The sequence below is a fragment of the Pseudomonas sp. B21-048 genome, from assembly GCF_024748615.1.
In the GTDB taxonomy this organism is placed as follows: Bacteria; Pseudomonadota; Gammaproteobacteria; order Pseudomonadales; family Pseudomonadaceae; genus Aquipseudomonas.
Window position 1 is genome coordinate 1,140,910 of the sequence record NZ_CP087168.1, and the last position, 21,705, is coordinate 1,162,614.

Below are 21,705 nucleotides of genomic sequence, written 5' to 3' on the forward strand. Positions count from 1 at the left end.
AGCGCCAAGTTAGAGTGAACGCCAGCTGTAAACAGCTCGCAAAGAATTTTTAAAATACGCCGCAGGAGAGATTCGCAATGGCTCAGCAGGGCAGTGGTTATCAGGCTCGCTATAAACGCATTCTACTCAAACTTAGCGGCGAGGCCCTGATGGGCTCGGAAGAGTTCGGGATCGACCCGAAAGTCCTGGATCGCATGGCGCTGGAAGTCGGCCAACTGGTCGGCATCGGTGTTCAGGTCGGTCTGGTGATCGGTGGCGGCAACCTGTTCCGCGGCGCGGCGCTAAGCGCGGCGGGCATGGATCGGGTGACTGGCGACCATATGGGGATGCTGGCCACTGTGATGAACGCCCTGGCGATGCGCGATGCGCTGGAACGTGCCAATATCTCGGCCATCGTGATGTCGGCCATTTCCATGGTGGGCGTGACCGATCACTACGATCGCCGCAAAGCCATGCGCCACCTGAATGCCAAGGAAGTGGTGATTTTTGCGGCCGGTACCGGTAATCCGTTCTTCACCACGGATTCGGCAGCCTGCTTGCGTGCGATCGAAATCGACGCTGACGTTGTGCTCAAGGCGACCAAGGTCGATGGCGTTTACACGGCTGATCCATTCAAAGACCCGCATGCCGAGAAGTTCGATCATCTGACTTATGATGAAGTGCTGGATCGCAAGCTGGGTGTAATGGATTTGACGGCCATTTGCCTGTGCCGCGACCACAAAATGCCGCTGCGCGTATTTAACATGAACAAGCCCGGCGCCCTGCTGAACATCGTGCATGGCGGCGCTGAAGGGACCCTGATCGAGGAAGGCCAACAATGATCAACGAAATCAAGAAAGACGCTCAAGAGCGCATGAAAAAATCCGTCGAATCGCTGGCGCACAACTTTGGCCGTATTCGTACCGGCCAGGCGCACCCAAGCATTCTGGAAGGCGTAATGGTGCCGTATTACGGTTCCGACACTCCGATCAAGCAAGTGGCGAACATCACCGTTAAAGACGCCCGCACCCTGCAAGTGGTTGCCTTTGAGCGCAATATGCTGGGTGCCGTCGACAAGGCCATCGGTAGCGCGGGTCTGAACCTCAACCCGACCAATCTGGGTGAGTTGTTGCTGATTTCCATGCCGGCCCTGACCGAAGAAACCCGTAAGGGCTTCACCAAGCAGGCTCGTGATGTCGCTGAAGATGCCCGTGTTGCGGTGCGTAACATCCGTCGTGATGCGAACAGCCAGCTCAAGGATCTGGTCAAGGAAAAGGAAATCAGCGAAGACGAAGAGCGTCGCGCGACTGGCGAAATTGATGATCTGACCAAAAAGTACGTGGCTGAAATCGACGCGAATTTGGCGCAGAAAGAAAAAGACCTGATGGCCGTATAAGGGTCACGTTTTAATGGATAAGACAAAGCAGACTGCACCGTCCGCGGTGCCGCGCCATGTCGCGATCATCATGGATGGTAATAATCGCTGGGCGAAAAAACGCTTTATGCCGGGTGTCGCCGGGCATAAAGCGGGTGTGGATGCCGTGCGGGCGGTGATCGAGGTATGTGCCGAGGCCAAGGTCGAAGTGCTGACCCTGTTCGCCTTCTCCAGCGAGAACTGGCAGCGCCCGGCCGATGAGGTCAGTGCCTTGATGGACCTGTTCTTCAAGGCACTGCGTCGTGAGGCCAAGCGCCTCAACGACAACAACATCAGCTTGCGCATCATTGGCGACCGCTCGCGTTTTCATCCGGAGCTTCAGGCTGCCATGCGCGAAGTCGAGGCGATGACGGTCGGCGCTAACCGCTTTATCCTGCAGATCGCCGCCAACTACGGCGGTCAGTGGGACATTGCGCAAGCCGCGCAGCGTCTGGCGCGGGAAGTTCAGGCTGGACATCTGCGTCCGGAAGACATTACCCCCGAGCTGTTGCAAACCTGTCTGGCGACCGGTGATCTACCGTTGCCGGATTTGTGCATCCGTACCGGTGGCGAGCGTCGCATCAGCAACTTTTTGCTGTGGCAACTGGCTTACGCCGAATTGTACTTCTCCGACCTGTTCTGGCCGGACTTCAAACACGACGCCATGCGCAATGCGCTGGCCGATTTCGCTTCTCGCCAGCGTCGCTTCGGTAAAACGGGCGAGCAGGTCGAGGCTGGAGCCCGGGTTTAATGCTTAAACAACGAATCATCACGGCGCTGATCCTGCTGCCGATTGCCTTGTGCGGGTTTTTCCTGCTCGAAGGGTCCGGTTTTGCGCTGTTCATCGGGCTGGTGGTAACGCTCGGGGCGTGGGAGTGGGCGCGCCTGGCAGGTTTCGCTGCTCAGTCGATTCGCATTGCCTATGCGGCTGTGGTCGCGTTGGTGCTGTTTGTCATGCATATCGTGCCGGGGCTCGCGCCTTGGGTGTTGGGCGCTTCAGTACTCTGGTGGGGCGCGGCTACCTATTTGGTATTGACCTATCCACAGTCCAGCGAGCACTGGGCCAGCGCAGCCTGCAAACTGATGATCGGTTTGTTGATTCTGTTGCCGGCCTGGCAGGGTCTGGTGTTGATCAAGCAGGAACCCTTGGGTAACTGGCTGATCATGGCGGTGATGGTGCTGGTCTGGGGGGCCGATATCGGTGCGTACTTTTCCGGTCGGGCCTTCGGCAAGCGCAAGCTGGCGCCACAGGTCAGCCCCGGGAAGAGTTGGGAAGGCGTGTACGGCGGCTTGCTGCTGAGTCTGGTGATTACAGCAGTCGTCGGTTTTGTGCGGGACTGGAGTTTCGTTCAGATGCTGACGGGGCTGTTCGGTGCCGCAACTATCGTATTCATTTCAGTCGTGGGCGACCTCACCGAAAGCATGTTCAAGCGCCAGTCGGGGATTAAGGACAGCAGTAATCTGCTGCCCGGTCATGGTGGCGTGCTGGACCGCATCGACAGCCTGACAGCGGCGATACCTGTATTCGCCGTGCTGTTGTGGATGGCGGCACCGTGAGCCGCCCGCAACAGATTACCGTGCTGGGAGCTACCGGTTCGATCGGTCTGAGCACCCTCGACGTCATTGCCCGTCATCCCGAGCGTTATCAGGTTTTCGCCTTGAGCGGTTTCACTCGTTTGAGTGAGTTGCTGGCGCTGTGCGTACGTCATACGCCGCGCTTCGCCGTTGTGCCGGAATCTGGCGCTGCCCGAGGCTTGCAGGACGATTTGCGCGCGGCCGGTCTGTCGACGCGCGTTCTGGTGGGGGAGGAGGGCTTGTGTCAGATTGCCTCCGATCCGCAAGTCGATGCGGTGATGGCGGCCATTGTCGGTGCGGCGGGCTTGCGTCCGACCTTGGCGGCGGTCGAGGCCGGCAAGAAAATTCTTCTGGCCAACAAAGAAGCACTGGTGATGTCCGGTGCCCTGTTTATGCAGGCCGTGCGTAAAAGCGGTTCGGTGTTGCTGCCGATCGACAGCGAGCACAACGCGATTTTCCAGTGCATGCCACGGGATTTCGCCCGTGGGCTTGGTGCGGTCGGTGTGCGTCGGATTTTGCTTACAGCCTCTGGCGGCCCGTTCCGGCAGACACCCATGGCCGAACTGGCGCATGTTTCTCCCGAGCAAGCGTGCGCGCACCCGAATTGGTCCATGGGACGCAAGATTTCGGTGGATTCGGCCAGCATGATGAACAAAGGGCTCGAGCTGATCGAGGCCTGCTGGCTGTTCGACGCCACACCCTCCCAGGTCGAAGTGGTGATTCACCCGCAGAGCGTGATTCATTCGCTGGTCGACTACATCGACGGCTCGGTACTGGCGCAGTTGGGTAATCCGGACATGCGCACGCCGATTGCCAATGCCTTGGCCTGGCCAGAGCGAATCGACTCGGGTGTTGCGCCGCTGGACCTGTTTGCCATCGCTCGCCTGGATTTCCAGTCGCCCGATGAAGAGCGTTTCCCGTGCCTGCGCCTTGCACGTCAAGCCGCCGAGGCGGGCAATAGCGCGCCGGCCATGCTCAATGCCGCGAATGAGGTAGCTGTGGCTGCCTTTCTCGACGGACGGGCTCGCTACCTGGAAATCGCGAGTATTATCGAGGAAGTGTTGAACCTCGAGCCTGTGGTTGCGGTAGATGATCTCGAGGCAGTGTTTACGGCTGATGCGAAAGCACGGGTACTGGCCGGGCAATGGTTGAGTCGTCACGGGCGATAAGTGCTGCAATACGTTGCCCCATGCAGCACTGACAGGATTGCGGAGAAAGTACATGAGCGCGCTCTATATGATTGTCGGCACCCTGGTGGCACTGGGCGTGCTGGTCACCTTCCACGAATTCGGCCATTTCTGGGTTGCACGTCGCTGTGGGGTCAAAGTGCTGCGTTTCTCCGTGGGCTTCGGCATGCCGCTGCTGCGCTGGCACGACAGTAAAGGCACTGAATTCGTGATCGCCGCCATTCCGCTGGGTGGCTACGTGAAGATGCTCGACGAGCGTGAAGGCGAAGTGCCGGGCGATCAGCTCGATCAAGCCTTCAATCGCAAATCTGTCCGTCAACGCGTCGCCATTGTCGCGGCCGGTCCGATCGCCAATTTCTTATTGGCGATGGTGTTTTTCTGGGCCTTGGCAATGCTGGGCAGCGAGCAGGTTCGGCCGGTTATCGGTGCGGTGGAGGCCGGCAGTATGGCCTCCAAGGCCGGTTTGAGCCCCGGTCAGGAAATTATGGCCATCGATGGCGAGCCAACTTCCGGCTGGGCCGCGGTGAATCTGCAGTTGATTCGTCGTCTGGGTGAGAGCGGCTCTCTTCAATTGCTGGTCCGCGAACAGGGCTCCACGGTCGACTCGCCCCGTGAGCTAGTGCTGGACAAATGGCTCAAGGGTGCTGATGAGCCGGATCCGATTCGCTCGCTGGGTATTCGTCCCTGGCGTCCGGCATTACCGCTGGTCCTGGCCGAATTTGATCCGAAAGGGCCGGCGAAGGCTGCGGGCCTCAAGCCCGGTGATCGCTTGTTGGCTCTCGATGGCAAGGCGCTGGACGACTGGCAGCAGGTAGTCGACATCGTCCGTATGCATCCGGATACTAAAATCATGCTGCGCGTTGAGCGCGATAGTGCTCAAATCGACCTCCCGGTGACATTAGCTTCTCGCGGCGAGAGCAAGGCACCCAACGGTTATCTGGGCGCCGGGGTGAAAGCGGTCGATTGGCCACCAGAGATGATGCGCGAAGTCAGTTACGGTCCGATAGCCGCGATTGGCGAGGGTGCCCGGCGTACCTGGACCATGAGTGTATTGACCCTCGATTCGCTCAAGAAAATGTTGTTCGGCGAGCTCTCGGTAAAAAACTTGAGTGGACCGATAACCATTGCTAAAGTGGCGGGCGCTTCTGCCCAGTCGGGCGCCGCTGATTTCCTGAATTTCCTTGCTTATCTGAGTATTAGCCTGGGTGTTCTGAATTTGTTGCCCATTCCTGTACTGGATGGGGGGCATTTGTTGTTTTATCTGATCGAGTGGGCGCGTGGTCGTCCCTTGTCGGATCGGGTGCAAGGTTGGGGGATACAGATCGGCATCAGTTTGGTGGTCGGGGTGATGTTGCTTGCTCTGGTCAATGATCTGGGTCGACTGTAACGCTTCGCTGAATTGCGAATCTGCCGCATTTTGCGGCAGTTTTTATTGCCAGTTGGAATAAGAAAGGACTTCATGAAACGTCTGCTGCTAACTGCGGTTCTCACCGTATTGATGATCGCCGAAGTTCACGCCGAGTCCTTCACTATCTCTGATATTCGCGTCAATGGCCTCCAGCGGGTCTCCGCGGGTAGCGTCTTTGGTGCCTTGCCGTTGAACGTCGGCGAACAGGCGGATGATCGTCGCCTGGTGGAATCCACTCGTGCGCTGTTCAAAACCGGGTTCTTTCAAGATATCCAGCTGGGTCGCGATGGCAACGTCCTCGTCATCACTGTAGTCGAGCGACCGTCGGTCGCCAGTATCGAGATCGAAGGCAACAAGGCGATCTCCACCGAAGACCTGATGAAAGGCCTCAAACAATCCGGTCTGGCCGAAGGCGAGATCTTCCAGCGCGCCACCCTTGAGGGTGTGCGTAACGAGCTGCAGCGTCAATATGTCGCTCAGGGCCGATACTCGGCCACCGTCGATACCGAAGTGGTGCCGCAGCCGCGTAACCGCGTGGGCCTGAAGGTCAACATCAACGAAGGCACCGTTGCAGCTATCCAGCACATCAACGTGGTGGGTAACACGGTCTTCCCTGATGAAGACCTGATCGACCTGTTCGAGCTCAAGACCACCAACTGGCTGTCGTTCTTCAAGAACGATGACAAATACGCTCGTGAAAAACTCTCCGGTGACCTGGAGCGTCTGCGTTCCTACTATCTGGATCGCGGCTATATCAATATGGATATCGCTTCGACCCAGGTGTCCATCACCCCGGACAAGAAACACGTCTACATCACCGTCAACGTCAACGAAGGCGAGAAGTACACCGTTCGTGACGTCAAGCTCAGCGGTGACCTGAAAGTGCCTGAAGACCAGGTCAAGTCCCTGCTGCTGGTTCAAAAAGGCCAGGTGTTCTCGCGCAAGCTGATGACCACCACGTCCGAACTGATTACCCGTCGCCTGGGTAACGAGGGTTACACCTTCGCCAACGTCAACGGCGTGCCTCAGCCTCACGATGACGACCACACGGTCGACATCACGTTCGCTGTCGATCCGGGCAAGCGTGCATACGTGAACCGCATCAACTTCCGTGGCAACACCAAGTCCGAAGACGAAGTGCTGCGCCGTGAAATGCGTCAGATGGAAGGCGGTTGGGCTTCGACTTACCTGATCGATCAATCCAAGACGCGCCTGGAACGTCTGGGCTTCTTCAAGGAAGTCAACGTCGAGACGCCGGCCGTACCGGGTGTCGATGACCAGGTTGATGTGAACTACAGCGTTGAAGAACAGGCCTCCGGCTCGATTACCGCGAGCGTCGGTTTCGCCCAGAGTGCCGGTCTGATCCTCGGTGGTTCGATCACCCAGAACAACTTCCTGGGTACCGGTAACAAGGTCAGCATCGGTTTGACTCGTAGTGAATACCAGAGCCGCTATAACTTCGGTTATGTCGACCCCTACTGGACTGCTGATGGTGTGAGCCTGGGTTACAACGCTTTCTATCGCACCACAGACTATGACGACCTCGATGTCGACGTGGCCAGCTATGCCGTAGACAGCCTGGGTGCGGGCGTGAGCGTCGGCTACCCGATCAGCGAGACTTCGCGCCTGACCTTCGGCCTGACCGCGCAACAGGACGATATCAAGACCGGCCAGTACACCGTTGACGAGATTTTCGACTTCGTTAACCGCGAGGGCGACAGCTACCTGAACTTCAAGGCTTCGGCCGGTTGGTCCGAGTCCACCCTGAACAAAGGCGTGCTGGCGACCCGTGGTCGTTCTCAGAGCCTGACTCTGGAAACCACCACCCCTGGCAGCGACTTGTCGTTCTTCAAGCTCGATTACCGTGGCCAGCTGTTCCAGCCATTGTCCGAAAACTACACCATGCGTCTGCACACCGAGCTGGGCTATGGCGATGGTTACGGTTCGACCGATGGCTTGCCGTTCTATGAAAACTATTACGCCGGTGGTTTCAACTCGGTGCGTGGCTTCAAGGACAGTACTCTGGGGCCTCGCAGTACACCAAGTACCGGTAAAAACCCGGGGACGTCGGTCGACCCGGACCAGGATCCACTGCCATTCGGTGGTAATGTCCTGATCCAGGGCGGTGTTGAGGTTCTGTTCCCTCTGCCGTTCGTCAAGGATCAGCGCTCCCTGCGTACTTCGGTATTCTGGGACGTGGGTAACGTGTTCGACTCGACGTGCAAAGAGACCAGGAACGCTGACGGTTCGAAGTCCAATACGCAGTGCAACGACATCAGCCTGAGCAACATGGCCAGCTCCGTCGGTGTCGGCGTGACCTGGGTTACCGCACTGGGTCCTTTGAGCTTCGCGTTGGCCATGCCGATCAAGAAACCGGATGACGCTGAGACTCAAGTGTTCCAATTCTCCCTCGGCCAGACGTTCTAAGCGTCTGACCCAAGATAACGACAATGGATTTTGTAGGAGTGCATCGTGCGTAAGTTGACTCAATTGGTTCTCCTGGCGACCGTACTGGTAGCAGGTCCGGCTTTTGCCGACATGAAAATCGCCGTGCTGAATTATCAAATGGCATTGCTGGAATCCGACGCGGCGAAAAAATACGCCGTGGATGCCGAGAAAAAATTCGGCCCGCAACTGACCAAGCTCAAGAGCCTGGAAAGCAGCGCCAAGGGTATCCAGGACCGTCTGATGGCCGGCGGCGACAAAATGCAGCAAGGCGAGCGTGAACGCCTGGAACTCGAGTTCAAGCAAAAGGCTCGTGATTTCCAGTTCCAGTCCAAGGAACTGAACGAAGCCAAGGCCGTTGCCGACCGTGAAATGCTGAAACAGCTCAAGCCGAAACTGGACAGCGCTGTGGAAGAAGTCATCAAGAAAGGTGCTTTTGACCTGGTCTTCGAGCGTGGCGCAGTGATTGATGTCAAGCCTCAGTACGACATCACTCGCCAGGTTATCGAGCGCATGAATCAGCTGAAGTAACCCATGACAGCGACTATAAAGCTCGGCCAGTTGGCCGAGTTCCTCGGCGCCACCTTACGTGGCGACCCGAAGAAAGAAATTACTGGGCTAGCCACTTTGCAAGAGGCTGGCCCAGCTCAGTTGAGCTTTCTGGCAAATCCTCAATACCGTAAATACCTGGCTGACAGTCAGGCCGCAGCTGTATTGCTGAAGGCCGCTGACGCTGAAGGTTTTGCCGGTGATGCATTGGTGGTGCCGGATCCGTATCTGGCCTACGCGCGCGTTTCCCACCTGTTCGATCCCAAGCCCAAAGCGCCTGCCGGTATTCATCCGACAGCGGTGGTGGCAGTGGATGCAGTGGTCGACCCGGCGGCGAGCATCGGTGCTTTTGCGGTGATCGAAAGTGCAGCGCGTATTGGCGCAGGTGTGACCGTCGGGGCTCATTGCTTCATCGGTGCGCGCTGCGAAATCGGCGAGGGCGGCTGGTTGGCCCCGCGGGTCACGCTGTATCACGATGTGCGCATCGGCAAACGGGTGGTCATTCAATCCGGTGCCGTGCTCGGCGGTGAAGGCTTCGGTTTTGCCAACGAGAAAGGTATCTGGCAGAAAATCGCCCAGATCGGCGGTGTCTCGATCGGCGATGACGTGGAGATTGGCGTAAATACCGCTATCGATCGCGGCGCACTGGCCGATACCGTAATCGGCAATGGTGTGAAGCTCGACAACCAGATTCAGATCGCGCACAACGTCCAGGTCGGTGACCACACCGCCATGGCCGCGTGTGTGGGGATCTCCGGCAGCACCAAAATCGGCAAGCATTGCATGCTCGCCGGTGGCGTAGGGCTGGTGGGGCATATCGAAATTTGCGACAACGTTTTCCTGACCGGGATGACCATGGTGACCCACTCGATTACCGAGCCGGGTTCCTATTCTTCCGGTACGGCGATGCAACCGGCAGCCGAATGGCGCAAAAGCGCGGCACGAATCCGTCAGCTCGATGACATCGCGCGACGTCTGCGACAGCTGGAAAAGCGTGTAGGGGACGTGACCCCTGACGGTAATGCCTCATCAGATGGCTGATACCATTTCCATATCAAGTGTGCACGGCCGTTAGACTGCCTCCTTGATTTGCTAGAGGGGTGCGCGTCAGTCGCGCGCTCCCAATCTTTACATAGGCTTCCCCCCGAAATGATGGACATCAACGAGATTCGCGAATACCTGCCTCACCGTTACCCGTTCCTGCTAGTGGACCGGGTCGTGGATCTGGATGTGGAAGGCAAGCGCATTCGCGCCTACAAGAATGTCAGCATCAACGAACCGTTCTTCAATGGTCACTTCCCTGCGCATCCAATCATGCCGGGCGTTTTGATCATCGAAGCGATGGCTCAGGCTGCCGGGATCCTTGGTTTCAAAATGCTTGACGTGAAACCTGCCGACGGCACGCTTTATTACTTCGTTGGCTCCGACAAACTGCGCTTCCGTCAGCCCGTGCTGCCGGGCGATCAGTTGATCCTCGAAGCCAAGTTCCTGAGCTGCAAGCGTCAGATCTGGAAGTTCGAGTGCCAGGCTTCGGTCGACGGCAAGCCAGTCTGCTCCGCTGAAATCATTTGCGCGGAACGCAAACTATGAGTTTGATTGACCCTCGCGCAATCATCGATCCGACGGCCATTCTGGCCGACGACGTCGAGGTCGGCCCTTGGTCGATCATCGGCGCAGGTGTGGAAATCGGCGAGGGGACAGTGATCGGGCCGCATGTGATTCTCAAGGGCCCGACCCGAATCGGTAAGCACAACCGCATCTACCAGTTTTCTTCGGTAGGTGAGGACACGCCCGATTTGAAATACAAGGGCGAAGAAACCCGTCTGGTCATCGGTGACCATAACGTTATTCGCGAAGGCGTGACGATTCATCGCGGGACCATTCAGGACCGTTCTGAAACGACCCTGGGCGATCACAACCTGATCATGGCCTATGCCCACATCGGTCACGACAGCGTTATCGGCAATCACTGCATTCTGGTCAACAACACCGCGTTGGCGGGCCATGTGCATGTTGAAGACTGGGCGATCCTGTCCGGTTTTACCTTGGTTCACCAGTATTGCCACATTGGCGCCCACAGCTTTTCCGGCATGGGCACTGCCATTGGCAAGGACGTTCCCGCCTACGTCACGGTATTCGGCAACCCCGCCGAAGCCCGCAGCATGAACTTCGAAGGCCTGCGCCGTCGCGGTTTCAGCGAAGATGCGATCCACGCCCTGCGACGTGCCTACAAGGTGGTTTACCGCCAGGGCCTGACAGTCGAACAGGCGCTCGCCGAGCTGGCCGAACCTTCGCTTCAGTTCCCGGAAGTCGCGGTGTTCCGTGATTCCATCCAGTCTTCGACTCGCGGCATCACCCGTTAACCATGGCCAATCTGCGTATTGCGCTGGTGGCGGGAGAGGCTTCCGGTGACATTCTGGGTGCGGGCCTCATGCGCGCGCTCAAAGCTCAGCACCCGGCGGTCGAGTTCATCGGTGTCGGCGGTCCGCTGATGCAGGCCGAAGGCCTGACCTCGTATTTCCCGATGGAACGCCTTTCTGTCATGGGGCTGGTGGAAGTGCTGGGCCGTTTGCGGGAGCTGTTGGCACGTCGCAAGAAACTGATCGCGGACCTGATCGCCGAGAAGCCGGACGTGTTCATCGGTATCGATGCCCCGGACTTCAACCTCAATATCGAACTCAAGCTGCGTCAGGCCGGGATCAAGACCGTGCATTACGTCAGCCCGTCGGTCTGGGCCTGGCGGCAGAAGCGGGTGCTGAAGATTCGCGAAGGTTGCGACCTGATGCTGACGCTGTTTCCGTTCGAAGCTAAATTTTATGAAGAGAAGGGCGTGCCGGTGCGGTTTGTCGGGCATTCCCTGGCCGATGCGATTCCGCTTGAGGCTGATCGCGCCGCCGCGCGGGCCGAACTGGGTTTGCCGGACGGGCCGCTGGTTGCCTTGATGCCGGGGAGCCGTGGTGGAGAGGTCGGGCGTCTCGGCGCGTTATTTCTCGACACCGCCCAGCGGCTGCGGGCCATGCGTCCCGGCGTACGGTTCGTCTTGCCATGCGCGAGCCCGCAGCGCCGGGCTCAGCTTGAAGAGCTGCTGGTCGGTCGCGATTTACCGCTGACCTTGCTCGAGGGTAAATCCCATCTGGCCCTGGCTGCTTGCGACGCCGTGTTGATCGCTTCGGGCACGGCTACGCTGGAAGCCTTGTTGTACAAGCGGCCAATGGTGGTCGCTTATCGCTTGGCACCGCTGACGTTCTGGATTCTCAAACGGATGGTGAAAAGTCCCTACGTCTCCTTGCCAAATTTGCTGGCCCAGCGCCTGCTGGTGCCGGAGTTGTTGCAGGACGATGCGACGGTCGAAGCCTTGGCCCAGACCCTGTCGCCACTGATCGAAGGTGGCCAGGAGCAGACCCGAGGCTTTGACGAAATCCACCGAACCCTGCGCTTGGACGCCTCCAATCAGGCAGCGGACGCGGTACTGAACCTGATTGGCAGAGCATAATGAGCAAAGCAAGCAAGCAGCTGGGCCTGGATTTTATGCTAGTCGATGAACTTGAAGATCTGGTGGCGGGTGTCGATGAAGTCGGTCGCGGCCCGCTGTGCGGTGCGGTGGTGACGGCGGCGGTGATCCTTGATCCGAGCCGCCCCATCCTGGGCCTCAACGACTCGAAGAAACTCACCGAAGCTCGCCGTGATGCGCTTTATGACGAAATCTGCGAAAAGGCCCTGAGCTGGTATGTCGCTCGCGCTGAAGTAGAAGAAATCGACGAACTGAACATCCTTCACGCCACCATGCTGGCCATGCAGCGTGCCGTCGAGGGGCTGCACATTCAGCCGAAACTGGCGATGATCGACGGCAACCGTTGCCCGAAACTCTCTATGCGCGCCGAAGCGGTAATTCAGGGCGACGGCAAGGTGCCAGCCATTGCCGCGGCATCGATTCTGGCCAAGGTCAGCCGTGATCGAGAAATGGCCGCGTTCGAATTGATTTATCCGGGTTACGGGATCGGAGGCCATAAAGGCTACCCGACGCCCGTTCATCTGGAAGCGTTGGCCCGCTTGGGGCCGACCCCAATCCATCGCCGCTCGTTCGCCCCGGTACGCTTGGCGTATGAAGCGCGGGAAAACCTGATCGGTAGTTAGTCGCAAGGCTGATGTTTTACTCAAGGCCCGGTACAATCCGGGCCTTGTTGTCTTTACGTTTCTAGTTTCTAGACAGGATCACTATGCCGGCTTCATTCGTTCATCTACGCCTGCACACTGAATATTCCCTGGTCGACGGTCTGGTGCGGATCAAACCGCTGGTCAAGACCCTGGTCGGCATGAACATGCCTGCCGTGGCGGTCACCGACCAGAACAACATGTGTTCCCTGGTCAAATTCTATAAAGCTGCCATGGGCGCGGGGATCAAGCCGATCTGCGGCGCCGACCTGTGGCTGTCGAACAAGGATCCGGACAACGCCTTGAGCCGGATCAGCCTGCTGGCGATGAACGCCGTGGGTTATCGTAACCTGACCGAACTGATCTCCCGTGGTTTCATCGACGGTCAGCGCAATGGCTCGATCATCATCGAGCGTCAGTGGGTGGCCGAAGCCAGCGAAGGCTTGATCATGCTGTCGGCGGCGAAAGAGGGCGAGATCGGTCTGGCGATGCTCAGCGGCAACCCGGATGAAGCCGAAACCCTGGCACGCGAGTGGATGGCGGTGTTCCCGGATCGTTTCTATCTGGAAGTCCAGCGCACCAGCCGCCCCAATGACGAAGAGCAACTGCACGGCGCCGTGGCGCTGGCGGCGAAGATCGGCGCGCCGCTGGTGGCGACCAACGACGTGCGCTTCATCAAGCAGGAAGACTTCGAGGCCCACGAAACCCGCGTTTGCATCGGTGAGGGCCGCGCCCTCGACGATCCGCGGCGTTCGAAGAATTACAGCGATCAGCAATACCTCAAAAGCGCCGAGGAAATGGCCGAGCTGTTCAGCGACTTGCCCGAGGCGCTGGAAAACACCGTCGAAATCGCCAAGCGCTGCAACATCGACGTGAAACTGGGCAAGCACTTCCTGCCCAACTTCCCGATTCCCGATGGCATGACCATCGACGAGTACTTCCGCAAGGTTTCCTTCGACGGTCTGGAAGAACGCCTGACCGTTCTGCTGCCCAAAGACACCACCGAAGACTATGAAACCAAGCGCCAAGTCTATGTCGACCGGCTGAATTTCGAGCTGGATATCATCATCCAGATGGGCTTTCCCGGTTACTTCCTGATCGTGATGGACTTTATCCAGTGGGCCAAGAGCAACGGCGTGCCGGTAGGTCCGGGTCGTGGGTCGGGTGCCGGGTCGCTGGTGGCCTATGTGCAGAAGATCACCGACCTCGACCCGCTGGAATATGACCTGCTGTTCGAACGTTTCCTTAACCCGGAACGGGTATCCATGCCCGACTTCGACGTCGACTTCTGCATGGACGGCCGTGACCGGGTGATCGATTACGTGGCCGAGAAATACGGCCGTAACGCGGTGAGCCAGATCATCACCTTCGGTTCCATGGCGGCGAAAGCGGTGGTCCGTGACGTGGCGCGGGTGCAGGGCAAGTCCTACGGCTTGGCGGATCGTCTGTCGAAGATGATTCCGTTCGAAGTCGGCATGACCCTGGAAAAGGCCTACGAGCAGGAAGAAATCCTGCGCGATTTCATCAAGGTCGATGAAGAGGCTGCGGAAATCTGGGAGATGGCGCGCAAGCTCGAAGGCGTTGTGCGTAACGTCGGCAAGCACGCCGGTGGTGTGGTAATCGCGCCGACCAAGCTGACCGACTTCTCGCCGATTTATTGCGACGAAGCGGGCGATGGCCTGGTAACCCAGTTCGACAAGGATGACGTCGAGGCTGCCGGTCTGGTGAAGTTCGACTTCCTCGGCCTGCGGACCCTGACGGTCATCGACTGGGCGCTGAAAACCATCAACCGCGATCGCGCCAAGGTCAACGAGCCGCCGCTGGATATCGCCTTTATCCCGCTGGACGACAAACCGACCTACACGTTGCTGCAAAAAGCTGAAACCACCGCGGTGTTCCAGCTCGAGTCGCGCGGTATGAAAGAGCTGATCAAAAAGCTCAAGCCCGACTGCCTGGAAGACTTGATCGCATTGGTGGCCCTGTTCCGTCCGGGCCCGTTGCAATCAGGCATGGTTGACGACTTTATCAACCGTAAGCACGGTCGCGCGGAGCTCGCGTACCCGCACTCGGATTACCAGTACGAAGGCCTCAAACCAGTCCTGGCGCCGACGTACGGCATCATCCTGTATCAGGAACAGGTGATGCAGATTGCCCAGGTCATGGCCGGTTATACCCTTGGCGGTGCAGACATGCTGCGTCGAGCCATGGGTAAGAAAAAACCCGAAGAAATGGCCAAGCAACGTGGCGGTTTCATTGAAGGTTGCGCCACCAACAATATCGACGCCGACCTGGCCGGTAACATCTTCGACCTGGTAGAAAAGTTCGCCGGTTACGGCTTCAACAAATCCCACTCCGCCGCGTATGGCCTAGTGTCGTACCAGACCGCGTGGCTGAAAACCCACTACCCGGCGCCGTTCATGGCCGCGGTACTGTCGGCGGATATGCACAACACCGACAAGGTCGTGACCTTGATCGAAGAAATTCGCACCATGAAGCTGCGTCTCGACGCGCCGGATGTGAATACTTCGGAGTTCAAGTTCACGGTGAATGACGAAGGCCGCATTATCTATGGCCTCGGCGCAATCAAGGGTGTGGGCGAAGGGCCGGTGGAAGCGATCACCGAGGCGCGTCAGGACGGACCGTTCAAGGATCTGTTCGATTTCTGCGCCCGTGTCGATCTCAAGCGGATCAACAAGCGCACCCTGGACGGTTTGATCCGCAGCGGCGCGCTGGATCGTCTGGGCCCGTATTTCCATGACGAACCCAAAGCCTATCAAGCCAGCATCGACCAGAACCGCGCGGTCTTGTTGAATGCGATGGAAGGGGCGATCAAGGCTGCCGAACAAACCGCGCGCACCCACGACAGTGGCCACGCCGATCTGTTTGGCGGCTTGTTCGTCGAGGAAGACGCGGATGTCTACGCCAATCATCGCAAGGCCAAGGAACTGACCCTCAAGGAACGCCTGAAAGGGGAGAAAGACACCTTGGGCCTGTACCTGACCGGTCACCCGATCGACGAATACGAAGGCGAAATCCGTCGTTTCGCCCGTCAGCGCATCATCGACCTGAAGCCGGCTCGCGATACGCAGACGGTCGCGGGCATGATCATCGCCCTGCGAGTGATGAAGAACAAAAAGGGCGACAAGATGGGGTTCATCACCCTCGATGACCGCTCCGGGCGGATCGAAGCCTCGTTGTTCGCCGATGCCTTCCATTCCGCGCAGTCGCTGTTGCAGACCGACGCGATGGTGGTGGTCGAGGGCGAAGTCAGCAACGACGATTTCTCTGGCGGCCTGCGGCTGCGGGTCAAGCGGGTGATGAGCATGGAAGATGCGCGCACCAACCTGGCCGAAAGCCTGCGCCTGAAATTGCACACCAAGGATTTGAAGGGCGATCAGCTACGCTGGCTGGGTGAGCTGTTCAAGCGCCACCGCGGCGCGTGCCCGATCACCATGGAGTACACCAGTCCCGATGCGAAGGCCTTGTTGCAGTTCGGTGAGACCTGGCGGATCGATCCGGCGGATGCCTTGATTCAAGCCTTGCGTGACCAGTTCGGGCGAGACAACGTCTTCCTCCAATACCGTTGACGGTCAGGCGGCATTCCTTACCATTGGAACGCGCCTGATCCCGACCCAATTTTTTAATCTCGACCTGAACGCGCCTGTCCCTTAAGGTAGGGCGCGAATAGACAACCGGCCGGCCCAAGCTCTCTTGGAAGGTCGACCCAAGACGGACGCCTATGAACCCGAATTTTCTAGATTTCGAACAGCCGATCGCCGACCTGCAAGCCAAGATCGAAGAGTTGCGCTTGGTCGGTAATGACAATTCGCTGAATATCGGCGATGAGATTTCCCGCCTGCAGGACAAGAGCAGCACGCTGACCGAAGACATCTTCGGCAAGCTGACCAGCTGGCAGATCGCACGTATGGCGCGTCATCCGAAACGTCCGTATACCCTGGACTACATCGAACACATCTTCACCGAGTTCGACGAACTGCACGGCGACCGTCACTTCTCCGACGACGCAGCCATCGTTGGCGGCATTGCCCGTCTGGACGATCAGCCGGTGATGATCATCGGTCACCAGAAAGGCCGCGAAGTGCGCGAGAAGGTTCGTCGCAACTTCGGTATGCCGCGTCCGGAAGGCTATCGCAAGGCGTGCCGTTTGATGGAAATGGCCGAGCGTTTCAAAATGCCGATCCTGACCTTCATCGACACCCCGGGTGCTTACCCTGGCATCGACGCCGAAGAGCGCAACCAGAGCGAAGCGATTGCCTGGAACCTGCGTGTCATGGCTCGCCTGAAAACCCCCATCATCGCCACCGTGATCGGTGAGGGTGGTTCCGGTGGTGCATTGGCGATCGGGGTCTGCGATCAGTTGAACATGCTGCAATACTCGACCTACGCGGTGATTTCGCCGGAAGGTTGCGCCTCGATTCTGTGGAAAACTGCCGAGAAGGCGCCGGATGCCGCTGAAGCCATGGGCATTACTGCCGAGCGTCTGAAGGGCCTGGGCATTGTCGATAAAGTGATCGGCGAGCCATTGGGCGGCGCTCATCGTGATCCGGCCGCCGCGGCAGCCTCGATCCGCGCCGAGCTGAGCTCGCAACTGGCGATGCTGAAGAAGTTCGATAACGAGGCGCTGTTGGCCCGTCGTTACGAGCGTCTGATGAGCTACGGTCTCTGATCTGACGCTGCTTCGGCAAATGCTGGATAACCAATGTGGGAGCGGGCTTGCTCGCTCCCACATTTGATTTGTGCGAAGTGATTGATATGAGTCAGCCCACGATTGATTTGCCTACCCGACTCCTGCGCAACCTCACGCCTTGGCGCACCGCCACAACCTGGCGCATCGCGTTCTCCGGTGGTCTCGATTCCACCGTCCTGCTGCACCTTCTCGCGCACCTTGCGAACACCCAATCCCTGCCAGCGCTGACCGCCATCCATGTCCACCATGGCCTCCAGGCTGCGGCTGATGCGTGGCCGGAACATTGTCAGTCGGTCTGTGGTGCGTTGGGAGTGCCGCTAGAGATCGTGCGCGTTCAGGTTGAACCCGGCGCCAGCCTTGAGCGTGCGGCGCGGGATGCGCGTTATGGCGCCTTCATCGCGGCGACTCACGCTGGCGAAGTGCTGCTCACCGGCCAACACCGTGACGATCAGGCGGAAACTCTATTGTTTCGGCTGATGCGTGGGGCAGGAGTGAGAGGGTTGTCGGGGATGCCGAGCGAGCGTCCTTTGGGCCGGGGGCATCTGCTGCGACCCTTGCTCGACGTCACGCGCGCCGAGCTTGAGGCCTACGCGACGGAATATCAGTTGAGCTGGATCGAGGATCCGTCGAACCAGGACCGCCAGTTCTCGCGCAATTACCTGCGTCATCAGGTGTTCCCCGTGTTGACCGCGCGCTGGCCGCAAGCGGTGGCGACCATGGCCCGCAGCGCTGCGCATCTGAGCGAAGCGCAGGGACTGCTCGACGAGTTGGCGCAAATCGATCTGGCCCACGCCACCACGGTCAGTGATTTCGATTGGCTGGGGTTGCCGTCGCTGGAGCTGGCACCCCTGGAAAAACTGTCTGATGCGCGCCAGCGCAACGCGTTAAGTTATTGGCTAAAACCGCTGACGACTTTGCCGGACAGTGACCATTGGTCGGGTTGGGAAAATTTGCGTGATGCGACCGGCGATGCGCGTCCGGTCTGGCGACTCGCAGCGGGTGAATTGCATCGCGCGGGCGGGCGTCTCTGGTGGTTGTCTGGTGGTTGGCTGCGCATTCCGCCATCCCCAGTGTCTTGGGCTGATCCCGCGGTATCACTGGCGTTGCCGGATAACGGCGTCCTTACGTTCGCCGGTCAGCCCCCCGATGGCCCGCTGCAAATCCGCTATCGTGAGGGAGGCGAGATCATGAACCTGCCCGATCGCGGCCACCGTGACTTGAAGCGTTTACTCAACGAAAGCGGCATTCCGGGCTTCGCCCGTGGCAGATTGCCGCTGGTCTACAGAGGCCAGCAATTGCTGGCGGTGGCGAACCTGCGGGGGCTAAATGGCGGTGAGCAAGGTGGTTGGTATTTGCATTGGCAGCCGCTGATCGAAGATCAAGGTTTGAGCTGAAAGGGGCTTTCCGGTAGACTACGCTCCCTTCTTGATACAACTTCTGTGGATTCGCCTGAATCGCAGGAGTTGCCGATTACCAAGCAGTCTTTGCTGGGCGATTCCAAAAAATGTGTAGCGAGCAACCTACCGGTGTTTCATCTACCGGTCTGTCCCAACGCGGCGGTTTTTTTGAAAGGTGCACTGTGATTAATGCAGGTGATCGGGGGCTTCGGCCTTCCTTCGCTTTCCCCGGCGGCTCGGACCGCTTTAACGCAGACTTCTAGGGTTTTTCATGACGCGCTACATATTCGTCACGGGCGGTGTTGTTTCTTCATTGGGGAAAGGCATTGCCTCGGCTTCATTGGCGGCCATCCTGGAGGCGCGGGGACTTAAGGTCACCATGCTGAAGCTGGACCCGTACATCAACGTTGACCCGGGCACCATGAGCCCGTTCCAGCACGGTGAAGTGTTCGTCACCCACGACGGCGCCGAGACCGACCTGGACCTGGGCCACTACGAGCGGTTCATCCGCACGACCATGACCCAGAACAACAACTTCACCACCGGCCGTGTTTACGAACACGTCCTGCGCAAAGAGCGCCGTGGTGATTACCTGGGCGCAACCATTCAGGTGATCCCGCACATCACCGACGAAATCAAGCGCCGGATCATCAAGGGCGCCGGCGATGCCGACGTGGCCATGGTCGAGATCGGTGGCACCGTGGGTGACATCGAGTCGCAACCGTTCCTCGAAGCGATCCGTCAATTGCGTTTCGAAGTCGGCGCCAAGCGCGCGATGCTGATGCACCTGACGCTGGTGCCGTACATCGCCACTGCCGGCGAAACCAAAACCAAGCCGACTCAGCACTCGGTCAAGGAACTGCGTTCCATTGGCCTGCAGCCAGACGTGCTGGTGTGCCGCTCCGATCACCCGATCGACATCTCTTCGCGTCGCAAGATCGCCCAGTTCACCAACGTTGAAGAACGTGCGGTGATCGCGCTGGAAGACGCCGACACCATCTACAAGATCCCGGGCATTCTGCACTCCCAGGGCCTGGATGATTTCGTTGTTGAGCGTTTCGGCCTGCAATGTGACAGCGCCGATCTGTCCGAGTGGGAAGCGGTGGTCGATGCCAAGCTGAACCCGGAACACGAAGTCACCATCGCGATGGTCGGCAAGTACATGGAACTGCTGGACGCCTACAAATCGCTGATCGAAGCGATGAGTCACGCCGGCATCAGCAACCGCACCAAGGTCAACCTGCGCTACATCGATTCCGAAGACATCGAAAACCAGGGCACCGCGCTGCTGGAAGGCGTTGACGCGATTCTGGTACCGGGCGGGTTTGGTCTGCGTGGCGTTGAAGGCAAGATCACTGCCGTTCAATACGCTCGCGAAAACAAGGTTCCATACCTGGGTATCTGCCTGGGCATGCAAGTGGCGGTGATCGAGTTCGCTCGTAACGTCATGGGCTGGAAAGACGCCAACTCCACCGAGTTCGATCGCACCAGCGGTCACCCGGTCGTGGGTCTGATCACCGAGTGGGAAGATGCCACCGGTGCAGTCGAAACCCGTACCGAAACCTCCGATCTGGGCGGCACCATGCGCCTTGGTGCTCAGGATTGCCTGCTTGAGCCAGGTTCCCTGGTGCACGATTGCTACGCCAAGGACGTGATCGTCGAGCGTCACCGTCACCGCTACGAAGTGAACAACAACCTGCTGCCGCAAATCATCGAGGCCGGTCTGAAAATCTCCGGTCGTTCCGGTGATGGCGCGTTGGTTGAAGTGGTCGAAGCACCGGATCATCCATGGTTCGTCGCTTGCCAGTTCCACCCAGAGTTCACCTCGACGCCACGCGACGGTCACCCGTTGTTCAGCGGTTTCGTTAAAGCCGCTTTGGCTCAACACCAGAAGAAGGCGTAATCCTGATGGCGCAGAAGATCATCCGCGTAGGCGATATCGAGATTGCCAACGACAAGCCAATGGTGCTGTTCGGTGGCATGAATGTCCTGGAAAGCCGCGACATGGCGATGCAGGTCTGCGAAGAGTACGTAAAGGTCACCGAGAAACTCGGTATCCCTTACGTGTTCAAGGCCAGTTTCGATAAGGCCAACCGTTCTTCTGTGACCTCTTACCGTGGCCCCGGCCTGGAAGAGGGCATGCGGATTTTCCAGGACATCAAGCAAGCCTTCGGCGTGCCGGTCATTACTGACGTCCACGAGCCTGACCAGGCCGCTGTCGTCGCTGAAGTTTGCGACATCATCCAGTTGCCGGCCTTCCTGTCGCGCCAGACCGACCTCGTGGTCGCGATGGCCAAGACCGGCGCAGTGATCAACATCAAGAAAGCCCAGTTCCTCGCGCCTCAGGAAATGAAACACATCCTGAACAAATGCGTAGAAGCCGGTAACGATCAGTTGATCCTCTGCGAGCGTGGTTCGAGCTTCGGCTATAACAACCTGGTGGTCGACATGCTTGGTTTCGGCGTCATGAAGCAGTTCGAATACCCGGTGTTCTTCGATGTGACCCACGCGCTGCAGATGCCTGGTGGTCGCTCCGATTCTGCTGGCGGTCGTCGTGCCCAGGTCACCGACCTGGCCAAGGCCGGCATGAGCCAGTCGCTGGCCGGTCTGTTCCTTGAAGCGCACCCGGACCCGGATAACGCCAAATGCGACGGCCCTTGTGCCTTGCGTCTGGACAAACTGGAGCCCTTCCTGGCCCAGCTCAAAGCACTGGACGAACTGGTGAAGAGTTTTCCGACAGTAGAAACCGCGTAAACCTCAAATCTCCGGTAAAGTACCGCACGGTTTAATGCTCAGGCCCTCGGGCTTGAGCCTTATCGTCCGCAAGCGTGCCCGCTGTCTGTCACTTGCCGACGATAAAAAATTTCCTTCAGCTGCGTCGTTTTCGTCAA

The 21,705-nt window shown here is 58.6% G+C and carries 18 protein-coding genes; all 18 read left to right on the top strand.

Annotated features, from left to right (window positions below; genetic code table 11):
• Positions 1 to 77 precede the first annotated feature (77 nt).
• The 18 genes from pyrH to kdsA all read left to right on the top strand — a co-directional run bounded on the left by pyrH (position 78) and on the right by kdsA (position 21,568).
• Entirely contained in the window at positions 78 to 821 is a 744-nt protein-coding gene (gene pyrH / locus LOY56_RS05105) for a UMP kinase (protein WP_003172271.1), read from the top strand.
• On the top strand, positions 818 to 1,375 hold the full coding sequence (frr, locus tag LOY56_RS05110; RefSeq protein WP_007907979.1) for a ribosome recycling factor: 558 nt from the start codon (positions 818 to 820) through the stop codon (positions 1,373 to 1,375). The genes pyrH and frr overlap by 4 nt, the downstream gene beginning before the upstream one ends.
• 13 nt (positions 1,376 to 1,388) lie before the next feature.
• Entirely contained in the window at positions 1,389 to 2,144 is a 756-nt protein-coding gene (uppS, locus tag LOY56_RS05115) for a polyprenyl diphosphate synthase (RefSeq protein WP_258620308.1), read from the top strand.
• Positions 2,144 to 2,950, top strand: coding sequence for a phosphatidate cytidylyltransferase (locus LOY56_RS05120; protein WP_258620309.1), 807 nt, complete (start codon positions 2,144 to 2,146; stop codon positions 2,948 to 2,950). Before uppS ends, LOY56_RS05120 begins: the two co-directional genes overlap by 1 nt.
• On the top strand, positions 2,947 to 4,137 hold the full coding sequence (gene ispC / locus LOY56_RS05125; protein ID WP_258620311.1) for a 1-deoxy-D-xylulose-5-phosphate reductoisomerase: 1,191 nt from the start codon (positions 2,947 to 2,949) through the stop codon (positions 4,135 to 4,137). The genes LOY56_RS05120 and ispC overlap by 4 nt, the downstream gene beginning before the upstream one ends.
• Positions 4,138 to 4,189: 52 nt before the next feature.
• Positions 4,190 to 5,542: an RIP metalloprotease RseP gene (gene rseP / locus LOY56_RS05130; protein WP_258620312.1), complete on the top strand. Its 1,353-nt coding sequence runs from the start codon at positions 4,190 to 4,192 to the stop codon at positions 5,540 to 5,542.
• Positions 5,543 to 5,614: 72 nt separating this feature from the next.
• On the top strand, positions 5,615 to 7,990 hold the full coding sequence (gene bamA, locus LOY56_RS05135) for an outer membrane protein assembly factor BamA (protein WP_258620314.1): 2,376 nt from the start codon (positions 5,615 to 5,617) through the stop codon (positions 7,988 to 7,990).
• Between the two features lie 45 nt (positions 7,991 to 8,035).
• Positions 8,036 to 8,539 carry an OmpH family outer membrane protein gene (locus LOY56_RS05140; RefSeq protein WP_007907155.1) on the top strand — a complete coding sequence of 168 codons (504 nt, stop codon included), beginning with the start codon at positions 8,036 to 8,038 and terminating at the stop codon, positions 8,537 to 8,539.
• A 3-nt stretch (positions 8,540 to 8,542) separates the two neighbouring features.
• Positions 8,543 to 9,598 (top strand): UDP-3-O-(3-hydroxymyristoyl)glucosamine N-acyltransferase, encoded by a 1,056-nt coding sequence (lpxD, locus tag LOY56_RS05145; protein WP_258620315.1) that lies wholly within the window; start codon positions 8,543 to 8,545, stop codon positions 9,596 to 9,598.
• A 108-nt stretch (positions 9,599 to 9,706) separates the two neighbouring features.
• On the top strand, positions 9,707 to 10,147 hold the full coding sequence (gene fabZ / locus LOY56_RS05150) for a 3-hydroxyacyl-ACP dehydratase FabZ (RefSeq protein WP_007907157.1): 441 nt from the start codon (positions 9,707 to 9,709) through the stop codon (positions 10,145 to 10,147).
• Complete coding sequence (gene lpxA, locus LOY56_RS05155; protein WP_008010226.1) at positions 10,144 to 10,920, top strand: acyl-ACP--UDP-N-acetylglucosamine O-acyltransferase; 777 nt, start codon at positions 10,144 to 10,146, stop codon at positions 10,918 to 10,920. The genes fabZ and lpxA overlap by 4 nt, the downstream gene beginning before the upstream one ends.
• A 2-nt stretch (positions 10,921 to 10,922) precedes the next feature.
• Entirely contained in the window at positions 10,923 to 12,050 is a 1,128-nt protein-coding gene (gene lpxB / locus LOY56_RS05160) for a lipid-A-disaccharide synthase (protein ID WP_258620317.1), read from the top strand.
• On the top strand, positions 12,050 to 12,691 hold the full coding sequence (rnhB, locus tag LOY56_RS05165) for a ribonuclease HII (protein ID WP_008072671.1): 642 nt from the start codon (positions 12,050 to 12,052) through the stop codon (positions 12,689 to 12,691). The genes lpxB and rnhB overlap by 1 nt, the downstream gene beginning before the upstream one ends.
• 83 nt (positions 12,692 to 12,774) lie before the next feature.
• On the top strand, positions 12,775 to 16,296 hold the full coding sequence (gene dnaE, locus LOY56_RS05170; protein WP_258620319.1) for a DNA polymerase III subunit alpha: 3,522 nt from the start codon (positions 12,775 to 12,777) through the stop codon (positions 16,294 to 16,296).
• A 152-nt stretch (positions 16,297 to 16,448) separates the two neighbouring features.
• Positions 16,449 to 17,396 (top strand): acetyl-CoA carboxylase carboxyltransferase subunit alpha, encoded by a 948-nt coding sequence (locus tag LOY56_RS05175; RefSeq protein ID WP_258620321.1) that lies wholly within the window; start codon positions 16,449 to 16,451, stop codon positions 17,394 to 17,396.
• An 86-nt stretch (positions 17,397 to 17,482) separates the two neighbouring features.
• A complete protein-coding gene (gene tilS, locus LOY56_RS05180) occupies positions 17,483 to 18,811 on the top strand; it encodes a tRNA lysidine(34) synthetase TilS (RefSeq protein ID WP_258620323.1) in 1,329 nt (442 codons plus the stop codon).
• 274 nt (positions 18,812 to 19,085) lie between these two features.
• Positions 19,086 to 20,717 carry a CTP synthase gene (locus tag LOY56_RS05185; RefSeq protein ID WP_030127979.1) on the top strand — a complete coding sequence of 544 codons (1,632 nt, stop codon included), beginning with the start codon at positions 19,086 to 19,088 and terminating at the stop codon, positions 20,715 to 20,717.
• 5 nt (positions 20,718 to 20,722) lie between these two features.
• On the top strand, positions 20,723 to 21,568 hold the full coding sequence (gene kdsA, locus LOY56_RS05190) for a 3-deoxy-8-phosphooctulonate synthase (RefSeq protein WP_258620325.1): 846 nt from the start codon (positions 20,723 to 20,725) through the stop codon (positions 21,566 to 21,568).
• Positions 21,569 to 21,705 lie beyond the last annotated feature (137 nt).

Coding starts and splice junctions, on each gene's coding strand:
- pyrH (WP_003172271.1), top strand. CDS start 78: ATGGCTCAGCAGGGCAGTGGTTATCAGGCTCGCTATAAACGCATTCTA.
- frr (WP_007907979.1), top strand. CDS start 818: ATGATCAACGAAATCAAGAAAGACGCTCAAGAGCGCATGAAAAAATCC.
- uppS (WP_258620308.1), top strand. CDS start 1,389: ATGGATAAGACAAAGCAGACTGCACCGTCCGCGGTGCCGCGCCATGTC.
- LOY56_RS05120 (WP_258620309.1), top strand. CDS start 2,144: ATGCTTAAACAACGAATCATCACGGCGCTGATCCTGCTGCCGATTGCC.
- rseP (WP_258620312.1), top strand. CDS start 4,190: ATGAGCGCGCTCTATATGATTGTCGGCACCCTGGTGGCACTGGGCGTG.
- bamA (WP_258620314.1), top strand. CDS start 5,615: ATGAAACGTCTGCTGCTAACTGCGGTTCTCACCGTATTGATGATCGCC.
- lpxD (WP_258620315.1), top strand. CDS start 8,543: ATGACAGCGACTATAAAGCTCGGCCAGTTGGCCGAGTTCCTCGGCGCC.
- fabZ (WP_007907157.1), top strand. CDS start 9,707: ATGATGGACATCAACGAGATTCGCGAATACCTGCCTCACCGTTACCCG.
- lpxA (WP_008010226.1), top strand. CDS start 10,144: ATGAGTTTGATTGACCCTCGCGCAATCATCGATCCGACGGCCATTCTG.
- lpxB (WP_258620317.1), top strand. CDS start 10,923: ATGGCCAATCTGCGTATTGCGCTGGTGGCGGGAGAGGCTTCCGGTGAC.
- rnhB (WP_008072671.1), top strand. CDS start 12,050: ATGAGCAAAGCAAGCAAGCAGCTGGGCCTGGATTTTATGCTAGTCGAT.
- dnaE (WP_258620319.1), top strand. CDS start 12,775: ATGCCGGCTTCATTCGTTCATCTACGCCTGCACACTGAATATTCCCTG.
- LOY56_RS05175 (WP_258620321.1), top strand. CDS start 16,449: ATGAACCCGAATTTTCTAGATTTCGAACAGCCGATCGCCGACCTGCAA.
- tilS (WP_258620323.1), top strand. CDS start 17,483: ATGAGTCAGCCCACGATTGATTTGCCTACCCGACTCCTGCGCAACCTC.
- LOY56_RS05185 (WP_030127979.1), top strand. CDS start 19,086: ATGACGCGCTACATATTCGTCACGGGCGGTGTTGTTTCTTCATTGGGG.
- kdsA (WP_258620325.1), top strand. CDS start 20,723: ATGGCGCAGAAGATCATCCGCGTAGGCGATATCGAGATTGCCAACGAC.